General features: G+C 59.1%; 26 protein-coding genes. 19 read left to right on the top strand and 7 right to left on the bottom strand.

The features are described from left to right. Positions 1-65: 65 nt before the first annotated feature. The 9 genes from rpsE (at position 66) to rplQ (ending at position 6,567) form a co-directional block, all read left to right on the top strand. Positions 66-635: a 30S ribosomal protein S5 gene (gene rpsE, locus EXN68_RS06850; RefSeq protein ID WP_046798171.1), complete on the top strand. Its 570-nt coding sequence runs from the start codon at positions 66-68 to the stop codon at positions 633-635. A gap of 11 nt (positions 636-646) precedes the next feature. Beyond that, a complete protein-coding gene (rpmD, locus tag EXN68_RS06845) occupies positions 647-853 on the top strand; it encodes a 50S ribosomal protein L30 (protein ID WP_003495212.1) in 207 nt (68 codons plus the stop codon). Positions 854-869: 16 nt separating this feature from the next. Beyond that, positions 870-1,349 (top strand): 50S ribosomal protein L15, encoded by a 480-nt coding sequence (gene rplO, locus EXN68_RS06840; protein ID WP_046798172.1) that lies wholly within the window; start codon positions 870-872, stop codon positions 1,347-1,349. A gap of 334 nt (positions 1,350-1,683) precedes the next feature. Beyond that, positions 1,684-3,024, top strand: a complete 1,341-nt coding sequence (secY, locus tag EXN68_RS06835) for a preprotein translocase subunit SecY (RefSeq protein ID WP_142840171.1) — start codon at positions 1,684-1,686, stop codon at positions 3,022-3,024. Further along, positions 3,021-3,611, top strand: coding sequence for an adenylate kinase (locus EXN68_RS06830; RefSeq protein WP_142840170.1), 591 nt, complete (start codon positions 3,021-3,023; stop codon positions 3,609-3,611). Before secY ends, EXN68_RS06830 begins: the two co-directional genes overlap by 4 nt. Before the next feature lie 307 nt (positions 3,612-3,918). Beyond that, the gene (rpsM, locus tag EXN68_RS06825) at positions 3,919-4,287 is read left to right on the top strand and encodes a 30S ribosomal protein S13 (RefSeq protein WP_003507791.1); all 369 of its coding nucleotides are present in this window, start codon (positions 3,919-3,921) and stop codon (positions 4,285-4,287) included. A gap of 138 nt (positions 4,288-4,425) precedes the next feature. Further along, a complete protein-coding gene (gene rpsK / locus EXN68_RS06820) occupies positions 4,426-4,815 on the top strand; it encodes a 30S ribosomal protein S11 (protein ID WP_003495225.1) in 390 nt (129 codons plus the stop codon). Between the two features lie 195 nt (positions 4,816-5,010). Next, the gene (locus tag EXN68_RS06815) at positions 5,011-6,021 is read left to right on the top strand and encodes a DNA-directed RNA polymerase subunit alpha (protein ID WP_003495228.1); all 1,011 of its coding nucleotides are present in this window, start codon (positions 5,011-5,013) and stop codon (positions 6,019-6,021) included. A gap of 120 nt (positions 6,022-6,141) precedes the next feature. Beyond that, entirely contained in the window at positions 6,142-6,567 is a 426-nt protein-coding gene (rplQ, locus tag EXN68_RS06810; RefSeq protein ID WP_006313985.1) for a 50S ribosomal protein L17, read from the top strand. A 193-nt stretch (positions 6,568-6,760) separates the two neighbouring features. On the opposite strand, the gene EXN68_RS06805 is transcribed toward rplQ, so the two are convergent. Next, positions 6,761-7,633: a DUF817 domain-containing protein gene (locus EXN68_RS06805; protein ID WP_142840169.1), complete on the bottom strand. Its 873-nt coding sequence runs from the start codon at positions 7,631-7,633 to the stop codon at positions 6,761-6,763. 55 nt (positions 7,634-7,688) lie between these two features. Between EXN68_RS06805 and EXN68_RS06800 the strand changes: the two genes are divergently transcribed. Continuing rightward, the gene (locus tag EXN68_RS06800) at positions 7,689-8,117 is read left to right on the top strand and encodes a ribosomal maturation YjgA family protein (protein ID WP_142840168.1); all 429 of its coding nucleotides are present in this window, start codon (positions 7,689-7,691) and stop codon (positions 8,115-8,117) included. Here the strand turns inward: EXN68_RS06800 and msrQ are convergent. Continuing rightward, positions 8,071-8,718, bottom strand: coding sequence for a protein-methionine-sulfoxide reductase heme-binding subunit MsrQ (gene msrQ, locus EXN68_RS06795; protein WP_142840167.1), 648 nt, complete (start codon positions 8,716-8,718; stop codon positions 8,071-8,073). The two genes, EXN68_RS06800 and msrQ, sit on opposite strands and share 47 nt — an antisense overlap. Positions 8,719-8,720: 2 nt before the next feature. Further along, complete coding sequence (gene msrP / locus EXN68_RS06790; RefSeq protein ID WP_142840166.1) at positions 8,721-9,662, bottom strand: protein-methionine-sulfoxide reductase catalytic subunit MsrP; 942 nt, start codon at positions 9,660-9,662, stop codon at positions 8,721-8,723. Positions 9,663-9,974: 312 nt separating this feature from the next. On the opposite strand from msrP, the gene ilvD reads away from it, so the two are divergent. Both ilvD and EXN68_RS06780 read left to right on the top strand, forming a co-directional pair. Continuing rightward, positions 9,975-11,810 (top strand): dihydroxy-acid dehydratase, encoded by a 1,836-nt coding sequence (gene ilvD / locus EXN68_RS06785; protein ID WP_142840165.1) that lies wholly within the window; start codon positions 9,975-9,977, stop codon positions 11,808-11,810. Positions 11,811-12,195: 385 nt separating this feature from the next. Then, on the top strand, positions 12,196-13,197 hold the full coding sequence (locus EXN68_RS06780; RefSeq protein ID WP_142840164.1) for a serine hydrolase domain-containing protein: 1,002 nt from the start codon (positions 12,196-12,198) through the stop codon (positions 13,195-13,197). Between the two features lie 15 nt (positions 13,198-13,212). On the opposite strand, the gene EXN68_RS06775 is transcribed toward EXN68_RS06780, so the two are convergent. Further along, entirely contained in the window at positions 13,213-13,566 is a 354-nt protein-coding gene (locus EXN68_RS06775) for a lysozyme inhibitor LprI family protein (RefSeq protein WP_142840163.1), read from the bottom strand. Positions 13,567-13,738: 172 nt separating this feature from the next. Here EXN68_RS06775 and EXN68_RS06770 point away from each other — a divergent pair, with 172 nt between their 5' ends. Together EXN68_RS06770 and EXN68_RS06765 are read left to right on the top strand one after the other, a co-directional pair. Next, positions 13,739-15,145 carry a DegQ family serine endoprotease gene (locus tag EXN68_RS06770; RefSeq protein WP_142840162.1) on the top strand — a complete coding sequence of 469 codons (1,407 nt, stop codon included), beginning with the start codon at positions 13,739-13,741 and terminating at the stop codon, positions 15,143-15,145. Beyond that, the gene (locus EXN68_RS06765) at positions 15,142-16,458 is read left to right on the top strand and encodes a replication-associated recombination protein A (RefSeq protein ID WP_142840161.1); all 1,317 of its coding nucleotides are present in this window, start codon (positions 15,142-15,144) and stop codon (positions 16,456-16,458) included. Before EXN68_RS06770 ends, EXN68_RS06765 begins: the two co-directional genes overlap by 4 nt. 176 nt (positions 16,459-16,634) lie before the next feature. On the opposite strand, the gene EXN68_RS06760 is transcribed toward EXN68_RS06765, so the two are convergent. After that, complete coding sequence (locus tag EXN68_RS06760) at positions 16,635-16,949, bottom strand: DUF1883 domain-containing protein (RefSeq protein ID WP_046798183.1); 315 nt, start codon at positions 16,947-16,949, stop codon at positions 16,635-16,637. A gap of 252 nt (positions 16,950-17,201) precedes the next feature. On the opposite strand from EXN68_RS06760, the gene EXN68_RS06755 reads away from it, so the two are divergent. The 5 genes from EXN68_RS06755 to EXN68_RS06730 all read left to right on the top strand — a co-directional run bounded on the left by EXN68_RS06755 (position 17,202) and on the right by EXN68_RS06730 (position 24,082). Continuing rightward, positions 17,202-19,016: a methyl-accepting chemotaxis protein gene (locus EXN68_RS06755; protein ID WP_142840160.1), complete on the top strand. Its 1,815-nt coding sequence runs from the start codon at positions 17,202-17,204 to the stop codon at positions 19,014-19,016. A 364-nt stretch (positions 19,017-19,380) separates the two neighbouring features. Further along, positions 19,381-20,691 (top strand): extensin-like domain-containing protein, encoded by a 1,311-nt coding sequence (locus EXN68_RS06750; RefSeq protein WP_142840159.1) that lies wholly within the window; start codon positions 19,381-19,383, stop codon positions 20,689-20,691. A gap of 780 nt (positions 20,692-21,471) precedes the next feature. After that, positions 21,472-22,293 (top strand): sulfite exporter TauE/SafE family protein, encoded by an 822-nt coding sequence (locus tag EXN68_RS06740; RefSeq protein ID WP_142840158.1) that lies wholly within the window; start codon positions 21,472-21,474, stop codon positions 22,291-22,293. A 104-nt stretch (positions 22,294-22,397) separates the two neighbouring features. Beyond that, on the top strand, positions 22,398-23,324 hold the full coding sequence (locus tag EXN68_RS06735) for an ABC transporter ATP-binding protein (protein WP_142840157.1): 927 nt from the start codon (positions 22,398-22,400) through the stop codon (positions 23,322-23,324). Further along, positions 23,321-24,082 carry an ABC transporter permease gene (locus tag EXN68_RS06730; RefSeq protein WP_142840156.1) on the top strand — a complete coding sequence of 254 codons (762 nt, stop codon included), beginning with the start codon at positions 23,321-23,323 and terminating at the stop codon, positions 24,080-24,082. Before EXN68_RS06735 ends, EXN68_RS06730 begins: the two co-directional genes overlap by 4 nt. A gap of 168 nt (positions 24,083-24,250) precedes the next feature. On the opposite strand, the gene EXN68_RS06720 is transcribed toward EXN68_RS06730, so the two are convergent. Continuing rightward, positions 24,251-25,036 (bottom strand): SDR family oxidoreductase, encoded by a 786-nt coding sequence (locus tag EXN68_RS06720; RefSeq protein ID WP_142840155.1) that lies wholly within the window; start codon positions 25,034-25,036, stop codon positions 24,251-24,253. Positions 25,037-25,060: 24 nt separating this feature from the next. Further along, on the bottom strand, positions 25,061-26,020 hold the full coding sequence (locus EXN68_RS06715) for a sugar-binding transcriptional regulator (RefSeq protein WP_003520399.1): 960 nt from the start codon (positions 26,018-26,020) through the stop codon (positions 25,061-25,063). Positions 26,021-26,037 lie beyond the last annotated feature (17 nt).

The following is a 26,037-nucleotide window of genomic DNA, read 5'->3' as shown; positions in this document are numbered from 1 at the left end:
TCTTCATCGAGGCCGCTGGTCTTTTCGTTTGCCGTTCCACCCGTAAAAGAAAAAGGACAAGGACAATGGCACAGGATAAAAGAGGTTCTCGCGAAGATCGCCAGAACCGCGAAGAGCGCGATAGCGAATTCGTCGACAAGCTGGTCGCGATCAACCGCGTTGCAAAGGTTGTTAAGGGTGGCCGTCGCTTCGGCTTCGCCGCTCTCGTCGTCGTCGGCGACCAGAAGGGCCGCGTCGGCTTCGGCCACGGCAAGGCTCGTGAAGTTCCGGAAGCGATCCGCAAGGCAACTGAAAGCGCAAAGCGCGATCTGATCTTCGTTCCGCTGCGCGATGGTCGCACGCTGCATCACGACGTCAATGGCCGTCATGGCGCAGGCAAGGTTCTGCTGCGTTCGGCCAAGGCCGGTACCGGTATCATCGCCGGTGGTCCGATGCGCGCTGTTTTCGAAACGCTGGGCGTTCATGACGTCGTTGCGAAGTCGACCGGTTCGTCGAACCCTTACAACATGGTTCGCGCAACGTTCGACGCTCTGAAGCATCAGGTTCATCCGAAGGACATCGCTGCACAGCGCGGTCTTAAGTTTGCGACCCTTCAGGCTCGCCGCGCCGCGTCCGGCAACGCTTCTGAAGAATAAGGAGCTGGATCATGGCCAAGAAAACTACTGAAGCCAAGAAGACTGTTACGGTCGAACAGATCGGCAGCCCTATTCGCCGCCCGGCAATCCAGCGTCAGACGCTGGTCGGTCTGGGTCTCAACAAGATGCATCGTCAGCGCACCCTGGAAGATACTCCGGCGGTTCGTGGCATGATCCGTGCGGTCCAGCATCTCGTTCGCGTCGTTGACGAGAAGTGAGACGGAGTAACCTATCATGAAACTCAATGAAATCAGAGACAACGAAGGCTCCTCCAAGGATCGTATCCGCGTAGGTCGCGGTATCGGTTCTGGCAAGGGCAAGACCGGTGGTCGCGGTGTGAAGGGTCAGAAGGCTCGTTCGGGCGTCGCCATCAACGGCTTCGAAGGCGGTCAGATGCCAATCTACCGTCGCCTGCCGAAGCGCGGCTTTAACAACATCTTCGGTTCCGAATATGCTGTTGTGTCGCTCGGCCGCATCCAGACCGCCATCGACGCCAAGAAGCTCGATGCTTCCGCAACGATCGATGCTGCTGCTCTCAAGGCAGCCGGCGTTATCCGCCGCGTCAAGGACGGTGTCCGCATCCTCGCCGACGGCGAGCTGAAGGCCAAGGTTGCCTTCGAAGTTGCCGGCGCTTCCAAGCCCGCGCTCGAAAAGATTGAGAAGGCCGGCGGCTCGATCAAGCTTCTCGTGGTTGCAGCCGAAGCTTCCGAGTAATATATAGACTTCAGGCGCCCGGGGCTTCGTGCTCCGGGCGTCTGCGCTCCCTGGCCAATGTTGCTTTCGATCTAAATCGATTTAGAGATGCATCATGGCAAACTCTTCGCGGTGCAGCTGTTATGCGCGCCGCTTGCGGCATAAAGTGCTGCAGGGAGAGCCTCACAGTTCTTGAACTTCCGTAGGGGAGGGGATAGGACATAAAAAAACAGGGTGAGGCATGATGGCGGCGCAAAGCCGTGTTCGTCCGAAGCCCGGTTTTTGAACCGGTATCTTTTAGACCTTTCCGCATCGGCCGGTTTTGCTGGCTGGCAAGGGTCATTCGGAGAAATTTATGGCTTCCGCAGCGGAACAACTGGCTTCGAACCTGAATTTTTCGACCTTCGCTAAGGCGGAGGATCTGAAAAAGCGTCTCTGGTTTACTCTTGCCGCACTTCTCGTCTACCGTCTTGGCACCCATATTCCGCTTCCGGGCCTGAACCCAGAAGCCTATGCGCAGGCCTTCCAGGGCCAGGCCAACGGTATTCTCGGTCTTTTCAACATGTTTGCGGGTGGTGCTGTCGAGCGTATGGCGATTTTCGCCCTCGGCATCATGCCTTACATCTCCGCTTCTATCATCGTGCAGCTCATGACCTCGGTCGTGCCCTCGCTCGAAGCGTTGAAGAAGGAAGGCGAAGCCGGCCGCAAGATCATCAACCAGTACACCCGCTACGGCACGGTGCTGCTCGGTACGCTGCAGGCATATGGCATTGCGGTCGGCCTTGAAAGCGGCAGCGGCCTCGTGGTCGATCCGGGCTGGTTCTTCCGTATCTCCACCGTTATCACGCTGCTCGGCGGCACGATGTTCCTGATGTGGCTCGGTGAGCAGATCACCTCGCGCGGTATCGGCAACGGTATTTCGCTGATCATTTTCGCAGGTATCGCTGCTGGCCTGCCCAAGGCGCTTGCCGGCACGCTGGAACTCGGCCGCACCGGTGCGCTTTCGACCCCGCTCATTCTGATGGTCGTCGTCGTGGCTATCGGCGTTATCGCGCTGATCGTCTTCGTGGAACGCGCCCAGCGTCGCCTGCTGATACAATATCCGAAGCGACAGGTCGGCAACCGGATGTTCCAGGGCGATACCTCGCATCTGCCGCTGAAACTCAACACCGCCGGCGTTATTCCCGCGATCTTCGCATCCTCGCTGCTGCTTCTGCCGGCGACGGCTGCCGGTTTTGCCGGAAACACCAATCTGCCCGGGTGGGCGACGTCCATCATTGCGTCGCTGCAGCATGGACAGCCGCTGTTCATGGCGCTCTACGGCCTGCTGATCGCGTTTTTCGCATTCTTCTACACGGCTATCGTCTTCAATCCGAAGGACACGGCCGATAACCTCAAGAAGCATGGCGGCTTCATTCCGGGCATTCGTCCGGGTGAGCGCACCGCGGAGTACATCGATTACGTCCTGACCCGTATCACGGTTGTCGGCGCTGTTTATCTTGTCTTCGTGTGTATCCTTCCTGAGACACTTATCGCACGCACGGGCATTCCATTAGCCCTTGGTGGTACTTCGCTTTTGATCGTTGTCAGTGTAACTCTGGACACGGTTGCGCAGATCCAGGGCCACCTGATCGCGCAGCAATATGAAGGGCTGATCAAGAAGTCGAAGTTGCGTGGAGGAAAGAGGGGACGATGAGACTGATATTTTTGGGTCCGCCGGGTGCGGGCAAGGGAACCCAGGCCAAGCGGCTGACTGACAAGTACGGGATCCCGCAGCTTTCCACCGGTGACATGCTTCGCGCTGCGGTCAGCGCGGGCACCGAAATCGGCAAGCGCGCCAAGGCCGTCATGGACGCCGGCGGGCTGGTTTCCGACGATATCGTCAATCAGATCGTTTCCGAACGTATCGAAGCACCTGACTGTGCCAAGGGCTTTATTCTAGACGGCTATCCGCGCACCGTTCCGCAGGCCAAGGCGCTTGCCGAGAACATGCGCAACAAGAATCTTGCCCTTGATGCCGTCATCGAACTGAAGGTGGACGAAGAGGCGTTGATTCGCCGAATCGAAAACCGCGTCGCAGAAACCATTGCCGCCGGTGGTACGGTTCGTTCGGACGACAATCCGGAAGCCTTCCGCAAGCGCCTGACGGAATATCGCGAGAAGACCGCGCCGCTGTCGAACTATTACAGCGAGCAGGGTGAACTTGTGACGCTGGATGGCATGGCGGATGTCGATGCCGTGACCGAGGCTATCGAAAACGTCCTCGAAAAAGCTTCTGCCTGACGGCTGTGGCAGGGTGGCAAAATCTGCCGGCGATTTTCGCCCGATTTGCCGCTCTTATGATTTAGCTCGTCCTTTGGATGGCAAAAGAATCTTGGCGGAGCCGGTTGCTTTTTTGCGCTGATTCCGTTAAACACCGCGCCAACTCGCGACATCCCAAGCGACTGGCGCAGATTTCCCTTAAGGGAGGGAGATCCGGGTTCGGTCGTTTTGACCTGTCACGGACATCAATTTTGAACTGGCGACCCTGTTGGTCGCTCGACTGGAATCACCACTTGCCGGATGGCAACTGGAACCAAGGAGAAAAGACGTGGCACGTATCGCTGGCGTCAACATCCCGACTGCGAAGCGCGTTGTTATTGCGCTGACCTACATTCACGGGATTGGTCCGAAATTCGCGCAGGAAATCATGGACAAGGTCGGTCTTCCGGCTGACAAGCGCGTTCATCAGCTGACGGATGCTGAAGTTCTTCAGATCCGCGAAGCCATCGACCGCGACTACCAGGTCGAAGGTGACCTGCGTCGTGACACGTCGATGAACATCAAGCGTTTGATGGACCTCGGCTGCTACCGCGGCCTGCGTCACCGTCGTGGCCTTCCGGTCCGCGGTCAGCGCACGCACACCAACGCCCGCACCCGCAAGGGTCCGGCGAAGGCTATCGCTGGTAAGAAGAAGTAATTTTCCGGTTCTCCGGAAAGGGGAGGCTGGTGCAGTCCGCGCCAGCCTTTCTGAGTTTGGCGAAAAGCTCGAATACGGGCTGATTGCCGGTGTAGCCGCTGGTGTTACGGCGGTGAAGAGATCAATGAAAGGTATAACATGGCCAAGGAAGCCGCACGCGTCCGTCGTCGCGAACGCAAAAATATCACGTCGGGCGTCGCGCACGTCAACTCGACCTTCAACAACACGATGATCACCATCACCGACGCACAGGGCAATGCTATTGCCTGGTCGTCCGCTGGTGCCAAGGGCTTCAAGGGTTCGCGTAAGTCGACCCCGTTCGCTGCCCAGATCGCTGCTGAAGATTGCGCGAAGAAGGCTCAGGAACACGGCATGAAGTCGCTTGAAGTTGAAGTTTGCGGTCCGGGTTCCGGCCGTGAATCGGCACTTCGCGCTCTGCAGGCTGCCGGTTTCATGATCACTTCCATTCGCGACGTGACGCCGATCCCGCACAATGGTTGCCGTCCGCGCAAGAAGCGCCGCGTCTGACGCGACCGTGGTTCGGAAATTCCGCCTTACCTCAGGTCTGGCGGAATTTTCGTGTATCTGGCGTGTGCGCGTCGATTTCGATCGACGGACTTGCGCTCAAGAACCCACTGATGAACCACTGAATTAGGTTCCTCTCGGTGTTTTCATGCTCGGTCCGTCACGATTGGATGGTGGCGGCGAACGGAAGGTTTAAAGATGATTCAGAAGAACTGGCAGGAACTTATCAAGCCGAACAAGGTCGAGTTCACCTCGTCCAGCCGCACCAAGGCAACGCTGGTTGCCGAGCCGCTGGAACGTGGTTTCGGTCTTACTCTCGGCAACGCGCTGCGTCGCGTTCTGTTGTCTTCTCTGCGTGGCGCCGCTGTAACGGCCGTGCAGATCGACGGTGTCCTGCATGAATTCTCCTCCATCCCCGGCGTTCGGGAAGATGTGACGGATATCGTGCTCAACATCAAGGAAATCGCCATCAAGATGGATGGCGACGATTCCAAGCGCATGGTCGTGCGCAAGCAGGGCCCTGGTGCCGTAACCGCTGGTGATATCCAGACGGTTGGCGACATCGAGATCCTGAACCCCGACCACGTGATCTGCACGCTTGATGATGGCGCTGAAATCCGCATGGAATTCACCGTCAACAACGGCAAGGGTTACGTACCGGCTGAGCGCAACCGCGCGGAAGATGCCCCGATCGGCCTCATTCCGGTGGACAGCCTCTATTCTCCGGTCAAGAAAGTGTCCTACAAGGTGGAAAACACCCGTGAAGGCCAGGTTCTCGACTATGACAAGCTGATCATGACGATCGAGACCAACGGTTCGGTTTCCGGCGAAGACGCCGTTGCCTTCGCCGCTCGCATTCTTCAGGACCAGCTGGGCGTCTTCGTCAACTTCGACGAGCCGCAGAAGGAAGCAGAAGAAGAATCGGTTACCGAACTCGCGTTCAACCCGGCGCTTCTCAAGAAGGTCGACGAGCTCGAGCTGTCCGTTCGTTCGGCAAACTGCCTGAAGAACGACAACATCGTTTACATCGGCGACCTGATCCAGAAGACCGAAGCCGAAATGCTCCGCACGCCGAACTTTGGTCGCAAGTCGCTGAACGAAATCAAGGAAGTTCTCGCTTCCATGGGTCTGCACCTCGGCATGGAAGTGCCGGCATGGCCGCCAGAGAACATCGAAGATCTCGCCAAGCGTTACGAAGACCAGTACTAACAATCAAAAAGGCAGACCCTTTAAAGACTGCCTTTCCCCGTCAAACAGCAGATAAGTCATCTGCATGTGCCAGGAAACGGCAGGCCTTAGAGAAGGAACCTGCGTAGAAGGAGAATAGCAATGCGCCACGGAAATTCAGGCCGCAAGCTCAATAGAACCGCCAGCCACCGCAAGGCAATGTTTGCCAACATGGCTGCTTCGCTCATCACCCATGAGCAGATCGTCACCACCCTTCCGAAGGCGAAGGAAATTCGTCCGATCGTCGAGCGTCTCGTGACCCTCGGCAAGCGCGGCGACCTGCACGCTCGTCGTCAGGCGATCTCGCAGATCAAGGATCAGGACGCCGTTCGCAAGCTGTTCGACGCGATCGCTTCGCGTTACGCAACCCGCAATGGCGGCTACCTGCGTATCATGAAGGCCGGCTACCGCCAGGGCGACAACGCGGCTCTCGCCGTCGTTGAATTCGTCGAGCGCGACGTTGACGCCAAGGGTGCAGCCGACAAGGCTCGCGTTGCTGCTGAAGCTGCTGCTGCCGAAGCTGCGTAATATGTGACGCCTTCGGGTGTCACGAGTTAGAAAGCCGGGTGAGAGATCGCCCGGCTTTTTTGCGTTTCGTATCGGGAGGAGGGCAGGCGCGGATCTCGCCACCTTGAGCACATTCGTGCGGGTACTTTAATTTGCGAATATTGCCGCAGCCGTGAGCTGCCCAGCCAGTTGCTTGGCTGCAGAGAATCCTCTCTCACTCCGGAACGTGGATACGGGCCTTGATGTGCTTGAGATGCGCGACGATGGTGAAGGTCATGATGACCAGCAGCGACCATGAACTCCATTTCCCGATATGCACCACGGACCAGGCGCCGAGTTGGTCGGGATATTTCCAGATGCCGAAGAAGGTGGAGATGTTTTCCGCCAGCCAGACGAAAAATCCTATGAGGACGAATGAGAGGAGCAGCGGCATCTTTCGATCCCGATCATAGGGGCGATAAATCACGGTCGCGCGGGAATAGAGCCCTATGGCGCAGGCGGCGATGTACCAGCGGTAGTCGCCGATGAAGTGATGGGTGAAGAAGTTGGCATAGATGGCGATGCCGATCAGCGTCGCCATCCAGTAGGTTGGATAGTGGCGAATGCGCACATCCAGAAGGCGCCATGCCTGAATGATGTAGCTGCCAACGGCGGCATACATGAAGCCGGAGAAAAGCGGCACGCCGAGGACCTTGCTATAGGCGAAATCCGGATAGGACCACGACTGGATGGCGCTGGATGTCTTGAATACTTCCAATACGAAACCGACGACGTGAAACAGCAGGATGGCCTTGGCCTCATCAAGCGTTTCAAGCCTGCTCCAGATCATGAAGAACTGGATGGCGAGCGCAATGATCAGCAGTACGTCATAACGCGGGATGCCGAACAACCCGCCATGCGGCACGACGAAGATGGAGATGAAAAACAACCCCGCAAACAGGCAGGCGCGGGCCTCCTTGATGCCGAAATAGAGAAATTCGACAATAAAGCGCCTGAAGCCCTTGAGTTCGCCCCAGGGATAGGTATCGCAAAGCAGATTGTCCAAAACCGAGAGGCGGCTTGTGGCTGGGCTGGTCCCTGTGCTCATGTTCTCGCCTCGATCTGCATCCGCCACGTTCATACGAAAACCGGAAGGAGCCTGCATGGGCCCGCCAAGCCTATCCCCGTCTTATTTTGCGCGCCTCCGGCTTTTGGGAGCTGCTATCGCGGTGATCATGTGCGGTCTTTGCCTGCGGGCATTCGGTTATGACGTTGGGTTACCGTTCGTGGCGGTAAAATATGGCGGATCCGTGCTGTGGGGAGCTATGGTTTTTCTGTTGCTGGCGGCGGTGTTTCCGTCCGGTTGGCGTGGTTATGAGGCTCGGGCCGCCATTCTCGTCGCTGTTGCCGTGGAATTCATCCGGCTTGTCCATTTTCCGGCGCTGGACGCGTTTCGATCGACGACGGCCGGAGCCTTGCTGCTCGGTCGCGTTTTTTCCCCATGGAATATCGTCTGTTACATCACGGGCATCGCGGCCGCATTCTTCATGGCCGGGCGGGTTTCGCGCGTTTCGCCCTCTTCGCCGCCATGATCGTCGGCCGCACCAGCCGATATCCGAGCAATACCACCATTGTGCTGATGTAAAACACCGGCTCCAGCGTGATCGATTTTCGTGCCAGCACGAAATGCAGCACGCCAACGATGAGCACGAGATAGACGAGCTTGTGCAACGTGTTCCAGCGGCTGCCAAGCTTGCGGATGGACCAGCGGTTGGAGGTGAGCGCAAGCGGCGTGAGCATGACAAGCCCGGCCATGCCGAGCATGATATAGGGGCGTTTGAGAATATCTCCGGCGATGGAGCCCAGCATCAGGCCGCGATCCAGCACCATATAGACGGTGAAGTGCGCCAGCACGTAATAAAAGGCAATCAGGCCCAGTGCCCGACGATAGGCGATGAGGTTGATGTTGAAGAGGTCGCGCAACGGCGTCACCAGCAGGCCAAGGCAGAGAAAGCGCAGCGCCCAGATGCCGAGCAGGTGCTCGAAATCCTTGACCGGGTTAAAGCCGAGGCCGCCGGTTGCGGCGAGGTAGAAATACCAGACGGCCGGACAGAGACCGATCACATATAGCGACCAGATAGCCGCCGGCTGGTAACGCTTCGGCAGCGATGGAAGCGACAGGGCAAAGGCCATGGTCAATAATTCGCTTTCAGGTCCATTCCGGTATAAAGGCTTGCCACCTCGTCATACCCGTTGAACATCAGGGTAGGGCGGTTCTGGGTGCCGAAAAAGCCGCCTTCGCCGATACGCTGTTCGGTCGCCTGGCTCCAGCGGGGATGGTCCACATGCGGATTGACGTTGGAATAAAAGCCGTATTCGCGGGCATTGGAATTTTTCCACGTCGTTTCCGGCTGCTTTTCGACCAGCGAAATCTTGACGATGGATTTGATGCCCTTGAAGCCGTATTTCCATGGAACGACCAGCCGGATCGGTGCGCCGTTCTGGTTGGGCAGTGTTTCTCCGTATAGGCCGACGGCAAGCAGGGTCAGCGGGTGTCGCGCCTCATCGAGGCGCAGGCCTTCGATATAGGGCCAGGACAGCGGCTGGAACAGGCCGGTTTGGCCCGGCATTTCCTCCGGCCGCACCACGGTTTCGAAGGTGACGTATTTCGCGCTGCCAAGCGGCTCGACCTTGTCGAGCAGGCTTGCAAGGGGAAAACCGATCCACGGAATGACCATCGACCAGCCTTCGACGCAGCGCATGCGATAGGTGCGCTCTTCAAGCTGGTATTTCATCAGCTCTTCAATGCCGAATTCCTGCGGCTTGGAGACGAGACCATCCACCTTCACCGTCCATGGGGTGGGCTTGAACTTGCCGGAATTTTCCTTCGGGTCGGATTTTCCGACGCCGAATTCGTAGAAATTATTGTAGCTGGTGACGGCATCGAGCGGGGTGAGCTTGTCATCCAGCTTGTAGGCGCCGGGTTTTGCGGAAAGCGGTGCGGCGATCGCTTCGCGACCGGTAAGTCCAACTGCCGCAAGTCCGGCCGCCGTGCCGAGAAAGCCGCGTCGGGACAGGTAGGTACTCTTCGGCGTGATTTCACTTGCCGCGATGAGGGGCGGACGATAGGCGGGCATTTCAACCTCCACAAAAGCCGGGTGCATCGGCGATAAATCGATTATGATAACCAATACGACCGCTGCACAGATATGTTTCAGCGCTGTGCGAAAAAACAACGACCGCACGGTGAAAATCGCGCATTTGTGATGAGCCAGTGCCGGAATGGCAGCAGCAGACGGAGCGTACCGTACCGAACCGTACTGTTTTGCCGGAAGGTGACAGTGACAGGGCTTGCGGTTTGCGCTAGAAAAACCGCAAAATAGGGCAGAGGCTGTTTTGACCGCGCTGCGGAAGACGGCCCTTCTGTTCAAGAGATCGAGGAAAACACCATGCCAGCCTATCGCTCCAGAACGACAACCCACGGCCGCAACATGGCGGGCGCGCGCGGCCTTTGGCGCGCCACCGGCATGAAGGACAGCGATTTCGGCAAGCCGATCATCGCGGTGGTCAACTCTTTCACGCAGTTCGTACCGGGCCATGTGCATTTGAAAGATCTCGGCCAGCTGGTTGCCCGCGAAATCGAAGCGGCGGGCGGCGTTGCCAAGGAATTCAACACGATTGCAGTCGATGACGGTATCGCCATGGGTCATGACGGCATGCTTTATTCGCTGCCGTCGCGCGAGATCATCGCTGACTCTGTAGAGTATATGGTCAACGCCCATTGCGCTGACGCCATGGTGTGCATTTCCAACTGCGATAAGATCACCCCCGGCATGCTGAATGCTGCGATGCGGCTCAACATCCCCGCCGTCTTTGTGTCCGGCGGCCCGATGGAAGCGGGCAAGGTGGTTCTGCATGGCAAGACCGTCGCGCTTGATCTGGTCGATGCCATGGTGGCGGCTGCCGATGACAAGATTTCCGATGAGGACGTCAAGATCATCGAACGCTCTGCCTGCCCGACCTGCGGTTCCTGTTCCGGCATGTTCACCGCCAATTCGATGAACTGTCTGACCGAGGCGCTGGGTCTCTCGCTGCCCGGCAACGGCTCGACGCTTGCCACCCACTCGGATCGCAAGCGCCTTTTCGTCGAGGCCGGCCATCTGATCGTCGATCTGGCCCGCCGTTATTACGAGCAGGATGATGAGACCGTTTTGCCGCGCACAATCGCCAACAAGGCGGCGTTTGAGAACGCCATGTCGCTGGACATCGCCATGGGCGGCTCCACCAACACGGTTCTGCATATTCTGGCTGCTGCGCACGAGGGCGGTGTCGATTTCGGCATGGAGGACATCGACCGTCTTTCCCGCAAGGTTCCATGCCTTTCCAAGGTCGCGCCGGCCAAGCAGGACGTGCATATGGAGGACGTTCACCGCGCCGGCGGCATCATGCGCATTCTCGGCGAGCTGGAGCGTGGCGGTCTCATCAACCGCGATACCTATACCGTGCACGAGGCGACGCTGGGCGATGCCATCGATCGCTGGGACATTACCCGCACCAACAGCGAGACGGTTCGTGAATTCTTCAAGGCGGCCCCGGGCGGCGTGCCGACCCAGGTTGCCTTCAGCCAGTCTTCGCGCTGGGATGATCTGGATACCGACAGCGATAACGGCGTCATCCGCTCGGTCGAAAAGCCGTTCTCCAAGGATGGCGGTCTAGCCGTGCTTTATGGCAACATCGCGCTCGATGGCTGCATCGTGAAAACGGCGGGTGTTGATGAATCGATCCTGAAATTCAACGGTTCGGCCGTCGTTTACGAAAGCCAGGACGCCGCGGTGAAGGGTATTCTCGGCAATGAGGTCAAGGCGGGCGATGTTGTCGTCATCCGTTACGAAGGGCCGAAGGGCGGACCGGGCATGCAGGAAATGCTCTATCCAACCAGCTACCTGAAATCCAAGGGTCTCGGCAAAGCCTGCGCGCTGATCACTGACGGTCGCTTCTCTGGTGGCACGTCAGGTCTTTCCATCGGTCACGCCTCGCCGGAAGCGGCACAGGGCGGCGCCATCGGCCTCGTGCGTCAGGGTGACCTGATCGAGATCGATATTCCCAACCGCACCATCAACCTCAAGGTCACGGATGCGGAACTTGCAGCGCGCCGGGCCGAACAGGAAGAGCTCGGCTGGAAGCCGGTAGCACCGCGCAAGCGCAATGTCACGACGGCGTTGAAGGCCTATGCGGCCTTTGCGTCGAGCGCGGACAAGGGCGCGGTGCGGATTTTGCCGGAGTAAGCCTGCAGGGTTTTGACACGCGAATACCTCTCGGCCGTCATGCTCGGGCTTGTCCCGAGCATCTGCAACCCTTCGATTTTGTGCGACGTGGATGGATTCTCGGGACAAGCCCGAGGATGACGTGGCATGTGACGCAAGATTGCTATCCTCAAGTCAGCCGCCTTCCGGGGCGGTTTTTTAATGCCCTTCCGGCGAATGCCGCGTCGGGGTTCGCAAACTGATTCAACTGCCTCAGAGGATCATTCTCCAAGTCCACGCAACATGCTGTTTTCATGATAAAATTCGAAACTATCCAACCGGGTGCCAGCCTTCATCTTGGTCACATTGGAGTGATGTTCGTCCATCGGCTCTTTTCCGTAGCGTAGCGATGCCTAACTTCATCAGCATGAAAAGACGAACCGCACTCGCCCTCATCGCCTCGCTGCCTTTCGCCCCGCTTGCGCGCGCGCAAAGCTCCGGAAATGGCGCCCGTTTTGATCCATTGCTGAGGGACGCGGATGCGCTTTCGAGCCTCAAGGCCGTCATCGTCAGCATCGACGGGGCGGAGGTTGTCAGCCGCGCCTATCATGGTGCGACCCTTAACGGCTCCACCAACATCAAGTCGGCATCGAAATCGGTCATTTCGGCACTGGTCGGCATGGCGATCGACCGGAAGATACTCTCTGGTGCCGATCAGCCGATTGCGACCATCCTGCGCAGCGATTTTCCGCCGAATCCCGATCCGCGGCTGGAGAGGGTCACCATCGGCAACCTGCTTTCGATGCAATCCGGTCTGGAGCGCATGTCCGGCCCGAATTATGGGCGCTGGGTTGCCAGCCGCAACTGGGTGCGCATGGCGCTGGGGTCCGGTTTTGCCGGAGAGCCTGATGGTGGCATGCTTTATTCCACCGGCTCCACACATCTGCTTTCGGCGATATTGACCAGGGCCTCCGGCCGCTCGACGCTCTCTCTGGCGCGAGACTGGTTCCGGCCGCTGGAGGGATTTGCCATTGGTGGCTGGGAGCGCGATCCGCAGGGCATTTATCTCGGCGGTAACCAGATGGCGATGACGGCGCGCTCATTGTTGGCCTTTGGCGAGCTTTACCGGCGGGGCGGGGTGACGCCCGGCGGTGAGCGGCTGATCTCGCAGGAATGGATCGACCAGTCCTGGCAACAGCGCACCAACTCCGTCTTCAACGGTGATGGATACGGCTATTGCTGGTTCATCAAGGAGATGGCGGGAGAAAAGGTCTATTACGCCTGGGGTTATGGTGGGCAGATGCTCTACATCGTTCCCGCCAAGCGCCTGTCCGTGGTCATGACCTCACGTGAGGATGCGCCGTCGGCCAGAACCGGTTATCGCGATCAGCTGCACGGTTTAATGGAGAACATCATCCGTGCAGCCTGATAATCACCGTATCGATTAAAGGGGTCTGTTGATGCTCTGGAAAGCTTCTCCGAGCTTCTTCATACGCTCGTCGTAAGCGCCCGTCAGGCAGGCGACATCCGCCGCGCATTCCTGGCGTTTCTTCAACCATTGGCTCTGCTCCTCGCGCAGTGTGTCACGGGCGCCCATGGCCATCAGCTGGGTGAGGATATCGAAGGTGGTGGCCATCTTCACGTCCTGGTCGTTCAGGGCACGGTTGTCGCAGATCGCCTTTTCATCCGCCGCCAGATCGGTCTTGGTGCAATCAAAGCTGGCTGCCGAAGCTGGCGAGCCGAGAGTGGAGGCGCAGAGGAGGAGGCCGCAGGCGAGGAAAGTCTGTTTCAGATGCATGGATCGTTTCTTTCAAGGACAATCGATGCGGATGAAACCAAAAAGGGGCGTCGGTGGTTCCAATTGCCGGAACCGGCCTGCACAGGGAAAAGGCTGGCCATCATCTTGCCGCTCTTTGCTTTACAGGCTTTGGCGTTATAACTCCATCATACTGATGACGATGAGGAATCACATGCGAAGCGTGTTGAAGTATCTGTCCACCGGCTTTTTCGCCGCGCTCATTCTCCTGCCCGCGGGCGCGCAGGCGCAGGACAACAAGACCGTACCGTCAAGCCACACGGAAATGCAGCTTTCCTTCGCGCCGCTGGTCAAGCGCACCGCGGGTGCTGTGGTCAATGTCTATGCCGAACGTGCCGTGCAGCGGCGTCTGTCGCCCTTTGCCGGCGACCCGTTCTTCGAGCAGTTCTTCGGCCAGCAGATGCCGAACCGCACGGAAAAGCAGTCGTCGCTCGGCTCGGGCGTGATCGTCACCGCCGGCGGTCTGGTCGTGACCAACAACCATGTCATCGATGGTGCCGACGACATCAAGGTAGCGCTGGCGGATGGACGCGAGTTTTCCTCCAAGGTGCTGATGAAGGACGACCGTATCGACCTTGCCATTCTGCAGATCGATGCCAAGGAGCAGTTCCCCGTGCTGTCGCTTGGCAATTCTGACACCATCGAGGTGGGTGATCTGGTGCTGGCCATCGGCAACCCCTTCGGTGTCGGCCAGACGGTGACCAGCGGCATCGTTTCGGGTCTGGCGCGTAATCAGGTGACGCAGGGCGATTTCGGCTTCTTCATCCAGACCGATGCTTCCATCAACCCCGGCAATTCCGGTGGTGCGCTGATGAACATGGCCGGTGAGCTGATCGGCATCAATACCGCGATCTTCTCCAAGGGCGGCGGGTCTAACGGCATCGGCTTTGCCATTCCTGCCAACCTCGTCCGCGTGTTCGTCGCTGCGGCCGAACGCGGCGATGCAAACTTTCAGCGGCCCTATATTGGCGCGACTTTCGATCCCGTAACCTCTGATGTCGCCGAGGCGCTTGGTCTGCATCGCGCCCGTGGGGCGCTGGTCGTCAGTGTCGTCAAGGATGGCCCGGCGGAGAAGGCGGGCATCGAGCCGGGGCAGGTTGTTACTGCCGTCAATGGTTTCGAGGTCGAGCATCCCGATGCACTGGGTTATCGCCTGACGACGGCGGGCATCGGCAAATCCGCCGAGCTTACCGTGATGGACAAGGGCAAGGAAAAGAAGCTGACCATCGCACTCGACACGGCGCCGGAAACCGCGCCGCGTGATGAGCGCCTGGTTGAAGGCCGCAATCCCTTCGCTGGCGCCACCGTCGCCAATCTTTCGCCCAAGCTTGCCGATGAGCTGCGCATGCCGTCGCAGGTGACGGGCGTGGTCATCACCGATGTGAAGCGCGGTTCGCCAGCCTATCGCGTCGGTTTCCAGCCGAAGGACGTGATCCTGTCGCTGAATGGCGCGGATATCGGCTCCACGGCTGCGGTCGAGAAGGCGCTGGATGACAATCCCGGTTTCTGGCGGGTCGAAATCCTGCGCGACGGCCAGCGCATCCGGCAGTTCCTGCGATGAGTGACGACCTCTTCGCCCCGCAAGTGCCTGTCGAGGTCGCCAATCGGCGGCCTCTTGCCGATCGCCTGCGTCCTAAGACACTGGCCGAGGTAAGCGGGCAGGCGCATCTGACGGGTGAAGAGGGCGTACTGCGCCGGATGATCGACAGTGGCTCTTTGGGCTCGATGATCTTCTGGGGGCCGCCCGGAACCGGCAAGACGACGGTTGCCCGTCTGCTTTCGGGTGAGGCAGGGCTGGCTTTCGAGCAAATCTCGGCGATCTTTTCCGGGGTCGCTGACCTCAAGAAAGTATTCGAGGCAGCGCGTACCCGCCGGATGAACGGCCGGCAGACGCTGCTGTTCGTTGACGAGATACACCGTTTCAACCGCGCCCAGCAGGATAGCTTCCTGCCGGTGATGGAGGATGGCACCATCATTCTGGTGGGCGCCACCACCGAAAACCCGTCCTTCGAACTCAACGCCGCTCTTTTGTCGCGGGCGCGGGTGCTGACATTTGGTTCGCATGATGAGGATAGTCTCAGTGAACTTCTGAAGCGCGCCGAGGAAGCGGAGGGCAAACCTCTGCCACTGACGGAAGACGCGCGAGCGAGCCTCATCCGCATGGCGGATGGCGATGGCCGCGCCGTGCTGACGCTTGCCGAAGAGGTCTGGCGGGCGGCGCGCAAGGATGAGGCCTTCGATACCGAAGGGCTGACACGCATCGTGCAGCGACGCGCCCCGGTTTATGACAAGAGCCAGGACGGTCACTACAATCTCATTTCGGCGCTGCATAAGTCGGTGCGCGGCTCGGATCCGGATGCGGCGCTTTATTATCTGGCCCGCATGTTCGATGCCGGCGAAGATCCGCTTTATCTGGGGCGGCGGCTGGTGCGCATGGCGGTGGAAGATATCGGCCTTGCCGATCCGCAGGCGCTTGCCGTCTGCAATGCCGCCAAGGATGCCTATGATTATCTCGGTTCACCCGAGGGCGAGCTGGCGCTGGCGCAGGCCTGCGTTTATCTCGCCACCGCACCGAAATCCAACGCCGTTTACACCGCCTTCAAATCGGCAATGCGGGCGGCCAAGGAAAACGGCTCGCTGGTGCCGCCCAAACACATTCTCAATGCCCCGACTAAGCTGATGAAGGGCGAGGGGTACGGCGACGGCTACCGTTATGACCATGACGAGCCGGATGCTTTTTCGGGACAGGATTATTTCCCGGAAAAAATGGGCCGCACGACTTTTTACGATCCGCCCGACAGGGGTTTCGAGCGGGAAATCCGCAAACGTCTCGACTGGTGGGCGAAGCTGCGCCGTGAGCGTGGCGCGCGTTAGGCGGCATTCTTCACAAACAGAATCATGTGCTTGGCAAAAAGAGTCGCAAAGCCGCGCTATCTCTTTGTTTATTAGTGAATTTCCGTCAAAATACGTGGCGCTTTTACGCTCGGAAAATGCGTAAGGATACGAGAGCGTGTGGCGTTTCCGAGAAAAGCCGAAATGCTTTGAAGAAATCAGGACGCTTTGCGCTGTGGCGCGACCTGCGGCTGTGCCGGCAGCATCTTTACCGAGGACTCCGCCAGGCCACTATGCCCCTCGGCGTCGATCACCAGGTGCCAGTGCATCGTTTCCGGAATGGCGATGCGGATCGGTGATTTTTTCGCGACACCGCCGAGATATTTGAAGTCGAGCAGTTCGGTGAAACGCTGGAAATTCGCGCCTGTCATCAGCCGCACATTGTTGACGGCCGACAGCGATATTTCAATGGTCGTCCCAGCCCGCAATTCCTTCAGGTCGTAATGCGTAAAGCGGAAATTCGGCCGTGCCATCGCGTGCTTCCCATACCGTATATTTGGCAAAGGAGGATAGGACGCCAGAGTTAACGAGCCCTTTAAAGCCAGGCGCGCGCTCGTCGAATTTCGGACAGCCGTGCCGCTTTTGAATGGCTGTGGAGAGTATCGACGGGTTTCACGGAGACGGCCGGGAATAATACTAACGTATAAGATGCGTATTTAATGATAATAAATTTTTCAACTTTAACATCGGCTGATGGGAATGCCATCGTCGGCGTTGGGGGGAATATGAAAAACGTTACGATATCTATGCGTCTTTATGCGCTTGTCGCATTGTTTCTGACAATATTGACCGCGGCGCTGACATTCAGCCTTTTTGAAACCTTCCACGAGATGGAGCGCGAGCGCAAAGCCGGGCTTGCGGCGATGAACGAAACCGCCGTTGCCATTCTCGAGCAATATTATCGTCTGGAGCAGAATGGCAGCCTGACACGGGAAGCCGCGCAGCAGCAGGCCAAAACGACAATCGCGGCGATGCGTTATGGCAATGGCAGCGGTTACTTCTGGATCAACGACATGCATCCCAATATGGTGATGCATCCGATCAAGCCTGAAATGAACGGCACCGACCTTACCGCCAACAAGGATCCGAACGGCAAGGCGCTGTTCGTCGAATTCGTGAACACGGTGAAGGCGGGCGGTCAGGGTTTTGTCGATTATTATTGGCCGAAACCCGGTGCGCCGGACCCGGTGGAGAAGTTTTCCCATGTCGCCGGTTTCGCCCCCTGGGGATGGATTGTCGGCACCGGTGTTTATGTGGACGATCTTGAGGCGGTGTTCTGGAGCGATGCCTATTTCAACATCGGTCTGTGCGTTCTGTCTGCCCTTCTGGTCATCGGCGTGGCAGCCGCCGTCGTGCGCAGCGTGACGCGACCGATCGATCTTATTCGCCAGAGCATGAAGCGGATCGCCGATGGTGACGGCGCGGCCGAAATCCAGTTCGCTGACCGCCGCAACGAAATCGGCGCGATTGCCAAGACGCTTCTGGTCTTGCGTGACAGCGTCAATGAGCGCAGCGCCCTGCAGGCCCGTGAGGCTGACCAGCAGCGGGCACTGGAAGAGGCGCGGCGGGGCAATGAAACGGTTCTGCGCTCCGCGTCTGAACGTCAGGCCCATGCCATGACCCAGCTCGGCAATTCGCTGGAGGCGCTTGCCAATGGCGATCTGACCGTCGAGCTTGCCGATATTGGCGCGGATTATGAAAAACTGCGCATGGATTTCAATCGTGCGGTTGGCGCGTTGCACGGCGCCATCGAGGCGATTGCCAGAACCGGCGATGTCGTCAATGACAGCGCCTCCGATATCAGCGGCGCGACGGGTAATCTTTCACGCCGGACCGAACAGCAGGCGGCGGCGCTGGAGGAGACGGCAGCGGCCCTTGACGAGATCACCGCCACCGTGCGCACCGCTTCCGAACGGGCCAATGAGGCGCGGCAGATGGTGCAGGACACGAAAACCAGCGCCGGCCGCTCGGGCGAGATCGTTCGAAACGCCGTTGATGCCATGGGTCGTATCGAGGATTCCTCCAAACGCATCGGTCAGATCATCTCCGTCATCGACGAAATCGCTTTCCAGACCAACCTGCTGGCGCTGAATGCCGGGGTTGAGGCCGCACGGGCGGGCGAAGCGGGACGTGGTTTTGCCGTGGTGGCACAGGAGGTGCGCGAGCTGGCGCAACGCTCCGCCAACGCGGCCAAGGAGATCAAGACCCTCATCAACCGTTCGGCGGAAGAGGTCGGCGGCGGTGTCGCGCTCGTGCGTTCCACGGGCGATGCGCTGGAAGAGATCGTGGCGCTGGTCAACCGCGTCGAAGGCCATGTGAACTCTATCGCCACGGCGGCGCGGGAACAGGCAACCGGCCTGCAGGAGATCAATACCTCCGTCAACCATATGGATCAGATGACGCAGCAGAATGCCGCCATGGTGGAAGAAACGACGGCGGCCAGCCAGACGCTTGCCGAGGAAAGCCAGCAGCTGCGCTCGCTGCTTTCCCGTTTCGAACTTGGACAGGGGGCAGGGCGCGAGGTTTCTCGGGCCGCGTGAGTTGATCCGCTTGGGGTAATTGGAGGGCGCGGCTTTGGCTGCGCCCTTAGCTTGTTGACGGACCTTCATCCACACTCGACGTCATCTTCGGGCTTGACCCGAGGATCCATCCCTCGTGCGGCTGTAGATCCTCGGGTTAAGCCCGAGGATGACGCTGGAAGATTTAAGCGTCGTTTGGTGAGGAGAGGTTTCAGCGTTTTCGTCATCGCCTTTGATACAATTTCCGACGGCCCTTCACCATTCCCCGTGCCGCGAAACACAGCATTCGTTATTTCCCGCAACCAATAAGGTTTCGTTTACCTCATTTCTTTAAAATTTGACCTGTATTGCCGCGTTTGCGGCCGCTGAAGGTACAGGTTCTCGTATGGCGTATGTTTCCCTTCCGCGTCGTCTTGTGACGTTGCTGATGATTTCCACGGTCATGGTGTCGTGTTCGGCGGAAGGCCTCGTGCCACCGGCGGAGGTGGATGGCACCACGCGTGTCAGCGCCATAAGGTCGTCGCGGCAGCAGGGCTACAGCGCACCGTCAGGCGCGGTCTATCAGGCCGAGCGGGCCGGGCAGGCCTCCGATTATCCCACAGCCGTGTCGCAGCCGATGCCGGAGCCTTACGCTTCGCAGGACCCCCTGCTGCAATCGCCACAGGGCGGACAGGGCTATTCCACACTCGACACCCAGCATCAGGCGCGCATGGCCGCGAGCGGCCACAGCGCCCCGACGCAGACGATGTCAAATCAGGCGATGCCAAACCAGGCGACGCAAGGTCAGACCATGTCTCCGCAACCGATGGCCGGCAGCCAGATTGCCGAAGGTGAGGGAGGGGTGAACATGGATTCCATGCTGGGCGTGGAACCGGTTCGTGGACTTGCGGAAGAGCAGGATGCCGATATTGCCGAAGGTGTTTCGGAGCAGCCGGTGGTGGATGGTATCGGCACCGACAATCCGATGGCCGTTTCTCCTCCTCGCCGGCAGCAGAGCGCCGGTCAATCGCGGTTGATACCGCCGCCACCCGTTGGCTCATCTTCCCGCCGCCAGCCGGTGGAGGAGGTTGCGATGTTGATGCCAAATGATCCGATGGCGCGCGGTGGGCAAAGCAACCGGTCGTCGATGCCGCCCGGCGTCATGCCTTCCTCCGAAGTTGCCTGTCGCTCCGAGCTGCGTCGTCTTGGCGTCGCTTTCCGCGATGTTGCGCGTATCGCCGATGGTCCGACCTGCGGCATCGATTATCCGATCGAACTCAGCGGTCTCGCCAGCGGCGTCGCCATCCGCCCGGCGGTGAAGCTTAATTGCCAGGTCACGCTTGCCTTTGCCAAATGGGTCAAGTTCGAACTCGTGCCATCCTCGCGCTTCCGTTATCTCTCCGGCGTCGGCCGTATCACGCCGATGGGTGGCTATTCCTGCCGCAAGATGAATTCGCGCTCCAGCAACCCGTGGTCGGAACATGCGCGCGGCAACGCCATCGATATCGGCACCATCACGCTCAAGAACGGCAAGGAAATCGACGTCCGCAGCAAGAACTTCTTCGCCTTCCGCGAAAAGGCGCTGCTGAAGGCGGTGAGGTCCGACAGCTGCAAATATTTCTCGACCGTTCTCGGGCCGGGCAGCGATCCCAACCACTGGAACCATTTTCACTTCGACCTGCGCACCCGCAAGTCGGGTTACAGGCATTGCGATTAGAGCAGCGAGAGATAAATCGAAATCGGTCCCGCCGCTCTCAGTTTTTGTTTGAGCATCGGGTTTTCCGAAAACCGCAATGCAGTTTTCGTTCCGATGCTTCAGGTGTGAGTTTTCAGTGGGTTGTCTATTGGCAGCGGACTGGAGGTGTGTGGGGCTTACCCCCCTCTGCCCTGCCGGGCATCTCCCCCTCAAGGGGGGAGATCGGCAGGAGGTGCTACCTCCACTTCATTCTCAAGCTTCGAGATGAGCGAGACCTTGCCACAGATCGATCTCCCCCCTTGAGGGGGAGATGCCCGGCAGGGCAGAGGGGGGTAGGCCCCACGCACCCTCGACCAGTTTCCAATGGACACCCCCTGAAATCTAACATCTAGGACGTTCGGTGAGACCTGCCTTGTGGTGCGGGACGATATTCGCTGGGCAAATCGGCGTTTGTTGCGACGCCGTGTATTTTCCGTCATTCCCGTCGCCGAAGCCCGAGGATGAGCCGCAATGACGGAGGGACGGCGTTGGCATCCATCTCCCAACACATATGCCCCTGTCATATGCACAAAAAAAGACCGGCCCGAAGGCCGGTGAAGAAGACTGCCTTATCGGGGGGATATCGGCGTCTTTGCAAGGGCATGCAATGGGACATGGTCCCAAGAAGTGGTCCATCCGGCGCGGATATGCGGCAAAAGACATCGTGCCGTACTGACCTGCGGCCAACATGGCTTGCCGCCCGTCTCTGATACGCTATGAGGGTCACATGTTTGTGACAACGGCCGCCAGGAGCCCACCTTCATGCCCCCTGTTTCAGAGGTAATGGTCTTCGCTGCGGCGCTTGCGGCGGCCGGCGTCATCGCCGGCCTTCTTGCAGGGCTGTTCGGCATTGGTGGCGGCGCGGTTCTGGTGCCGGTTTTCTACCATGTCTTCGGGCTTCTGGATGTGCCGGAAGCGGTCCGCATGCATCTTTCACTCGGCACCTCGCTTGCCATCATCGTGCCGACCTCCATCCGCTCGTTTCTAACCCATCGCCAGAAGGGCGCGGTTGATATCGACCTTCTGAAGGGCTGGATCGTCGCCGTACCGCTTGGCACCATCCTCGCATCCGTCGTGGCCGCCCATGCCTCCAGCGTCGCGCTGCGACTGATCTTCGCCTTCATCGCACTGGCGCTCGCCTTTCGGATGGTCTTCAACCGGGCGAGCTGGCATCTCGGTTCCGACCTGCCGCAAAATCCGGTCCGGTTTCTGGTGGGCACCGGCATCGGCCTTCTCTCCGGCCTGATGGGCGTGGGCGGCGGGGTGATGAACAATACTTTCATGACGCTTTACGGGCGCACCATCCATCAGGCGGTTGCCACGTCCTCCGGCGTCGGTGTGCTGATTTCGCTGCCGGGGCTGCTGGGTTACATCTGGGCCGGCTGGGGTGATGCGGGCCTGCCGCCATTTTCAACCGGCTTCATCAATTGGATCGCCGTGGTGCTCTTGATCCCCATTACGCTCGTGGTCGCGCCCTATGGCGCCCGGCTGGCGCATGCGCTCAGCAAAACGCAGCTGGAGCGGGCCTTCGGGGTGTTTCTGGTCTTCGTCGCGGCACAGTTTTTCTACAGCGTTTACGGCTGATTTTCCTCGATTGCCGAACGCAGTGTTCAGGCCTCCGGGCTGGCATTTGCGCATTCTACGGCCTATATGGCGTGCATCTTACTCGGTTTTTCGAAAGATTCGCGATGAATGCCATTGTTTCGATACGGAATCTGACCAAATCCTACGCAAATGGCTTCCAGGCGCTCAAAGGCGTCAGCCTTGATATCAGAGAGGGAGAAATCCTCGCTCTTCTGGGTCCGAACGGTGCAGGCAAGACGACGCTGATCTCCATCGTTTGTGGTCTCGTCAATCCGGGTGAAGGTTCCGTTTTTGTCGGCGGGCATGATGTGGTGAAGGATTTTCGCCAGACCCGCGCCCTGATCGGTCTCGTGCCGCAGGAGTTGACGACCGACCAGTTCGAAACTGTGTGGAACACCGTCAGCTTTTCGCGCGGCCTGCACGGGCAGAAGAAGAACCCGGAACTGATCGAGCGCATCCTCAAATCCCTGTCGCTGTGGAGCAAGAAGGACAACATGCTGCGGGAGCTTTCCGGCGGCATGAAACGGCGTGTGCTGATTGCCAAGGCGCTGGCGCATGAGCCAAAGGTGCTGTTCCTCGACGAGCCGACCGCCGGTGTGGATGTGACCCTGCGCCGTGACATGTGGAATGTCGTCTCCGAGCTGCGCGCCAAGGGCGTCACCATCATCCTCACGACGCACTACATCGAAGAGGCGGAAGAGATCGCCGACCGCGTGGGCGTCATCAATGGTGGCGAGTTGCTGCTGGTCGAGGAAAAGACGGCGCTGATGAAGAAACTCGGCCGCAAGCAGCTTTTCCTTGAACTCGCGCAGCCGGTGGAGCAGTTGCCGGAAAGCCTTGCGCCCTTCGGGCTTACGCTTTCAGACGATCGCTGCACCATCACCTATGAAATCGAGGATAATGGCGAGCAGGGGCGCATGGCCGATCTTCTGGGTGCCCTTTCCGCCGCCAACATCCACTTCAAGGATATTTCCACGCGACAGAGTTCGCTGGAGGATATTTTCGTTTCGCTGGTGGGAGACCAGAAATGAATTTCGAAGCCATCAAGGCCATCTATCTTTTCGAAATGGCGCGCACGCGGCGCACCCTGTTGCAGAGCGTGGTGTCTCCGGTCATTTCCACCTCGCTCTATTTCATCGTGTTTGGAACCGCGATCGGCTCGCGGATTCAGGAAGTTGGCGGCGTTTCCTATGGCGCTTTCATAACGCCCGGCCTGATCATGCTGACGCTTCTGACTCAATGTATCAGCAACGGCTCCTTCGGCATCTATTTCCCGAAATTTACTGGCACGGTCTATGAGATATTGTCCGCGCCCGTCTCGATGACGGAAATCGTCGCCGGTTATGTCGGGGCGGCGGCGACCAAGGGGCTGATGATCGGCACGATCATTCTGATCACGGCCACGTTCTTCGTGGATATCCACATTGCCCACCCGTTCATGATGGTGCTGTTCTTCGTGCTGACGGCTGTCAGTTTCAGCCTGTTCGGTTTCATCATCGGCATATGGGCGACGAATTTCGAGCAGCTGAATCTCATTCCCATGCTGGTGGTGCCGCCATTGACCTTCCTCGGTGGCAGCTTCTATTCCATCGACATGCTGCCGCCCTTCTGGCAGACGGTCAGCCACTTCAATCCGGTGCTTTATCTCATCAGCGGTTTCCGCTGGAGCTTTTACGAGATCGCCGACGTCAATCCCGTCATCAGCCTTGCGATGATCACGTTGTTTCTGGGGCTCTGCCTTGGCGTTGTCGCCTGGATGTTCAAGACCGGGTATCGGCTGCGTAACTGACGGCATCCGCATTCCCCTCGTTCCTGTGCCTGTCACAGGAATCCAGCCGACGCGCGTCTGCGCGGCGGGGAGGCTCTTTTCAGCCCAAGGACTTGGGCTGGCTGGATCCCTGTGACAGGCACAGGGATGAGGGAGATCGGGGCGTGCTGCCCAGTTCCCAAACAAGCCTCAAGACATGATCAACCCACCATCGACATTGATCGTCTGGCCGGTGATGTATGCCGCATCTTCGGACGCCAGAAACGCCACCAGTGCGGCCACTTCGGCAGGCGTTCCGGCGCGGCGCATGGGGATGTTGCGTACCCATTCGGCCATTAGTTCGCCCGGCTTGTAATCGCCCAACATCTGGCCCCAGACGCGGTCGTTATAGTCCCACATTTCGGTGTGGATGATGCCCGGGCAAATGGCGTTGACGGTGATGCCCTCAGGCGCCAGTTCCTTGGCAAGGCTTTGCGTCAGGCCGATAACGCCGAATTTCGAGGCGGCATAATGCGGGGTATAGATGAAGCCCTGACGCGCCTGGCCGGAAGCGGTGTTGACGAGACGACCTTTGATGCCGCTTTCGCGGAAGCGGCGGATCGCCTCCTGGCAGCAGAGGAACGCGCCCTTGGTGTTGACGTCGAGATTGAAATCCCACTGTTCCTGCGTCAGTTCCTCGATCTTGGAAATGGTGATGACGCCGGCATTCTGGACGGAGATGGAAAGCGCGCCGATCGCTTCTTCGGCAGCACCATAGGCCTCGCGCACGGCTGCCGCGTCGCGCACATCGAGGATGACGCCGTGTGTGACGGCGCCGGTTTCGTCCGCCAGTTTTTTGGCGGCGTCATGCGTGTCCCTGTCGACAGAGGCGATGGCGACTTTCGCGCCTTCCTCGGCAAAACGGCGGGCGATGCCGTATCCGATGCCCTTATTGCCTCCGGTCACGAATACGGATTGACCTTCAAAGCGCCTCATGTCTCCTCCTTTATGGGATTTCGGCTATGTTTCCTTGCCGACCAGTCGTTCGGCGGTGAATTTATCGGTGACGAGCACGTCGATCACACCGGTTCTGAGTGCGCCGGCAATCGCCTCGGTCTTTTTCGAGCCTCCGGCCAGCGCAATGACGCGGTCGACATTGGAGAGGTTTTCCAGCGGCAGGCCGATGACCCGGTCGTCGAGCGGCGTCTTCACCGGCTTGCCTTGCCTGTCGAAGAAGCGCAGCGAGATGTCGCCCACCGCACCCGCCTGGGCGAGATCGGCCAGTTCCTTGGCGGAAAAGATGTTGCCAGAACGGGCGAGAAGCTCCGATGGTTCGACGGCGCCGACGCCGACGATGGCGAGCGTGATCGACCCGAAAAGATCGATGGTTTCGCGCACGAAGGGATCGGCGAGCATCAAGAGCTTGGCTTCGCGCGAGGTGGCGACGCCCGGCACCGGCAGCAGTTTCGGTTCGGCCTCCGTCAGCCGCGCCAGCCGGGTGGTGATCTGGGTCGCATGCGTCTGCACGGAAGGATCGCCCATGCCGCCCAGCGTCTGGACGATGTAGCGCGCCTTGGCACCTTTAAGCGGGTGGATGTTCTCCACCATCTTGAAGATTGTCTGGCTCCAGCTGGAGACGCCGATGATCTCATTCTGCGACAGCGTTACCTCGAGAAAATGCGCCGCTGCCTCGCCAATGCGGGCCATGATTGCGCCGTCGCGATCCTCGCTGCAATCGACAACGATGGCTTCCGGCAGGTCGAAACGTTCGCGCAGCTGCGCTTCCAGATCGCTATAGGTGCCGGGCGGCGGAATGATGCTGGTGCGGACGATGCCTTCCGCCTCGGCACGCTTCAACATGCGCGAGACGGTGGCCTGCGACAGGTTGAGATGCTGCGCAATTTCCGCCTGCCTTTTGTGCTCGCTGAAATACATCTGCGCCACGCGGGATATCATTCGAAGTTCGTTTAGCCTGCCCATAAGCCCTCCAGGGTGAA

Origin of the sequence: Martinezella rhizogenes, from assembly GCF_007002745.1 — a bacterium.
Taxonomy (GTDB): Bacteria; Pseudomonadota; Alphaproteobacteria; order Rhizobiales; family Rhizobiaceae; genus Agrobacterium; species Agrobacterium cucumeris.
The sequence above is the reverse complement of the archived record's forward strand: the minus strand, read 5'-3'. Positions and strand labels throughout refer to the sequence as shown.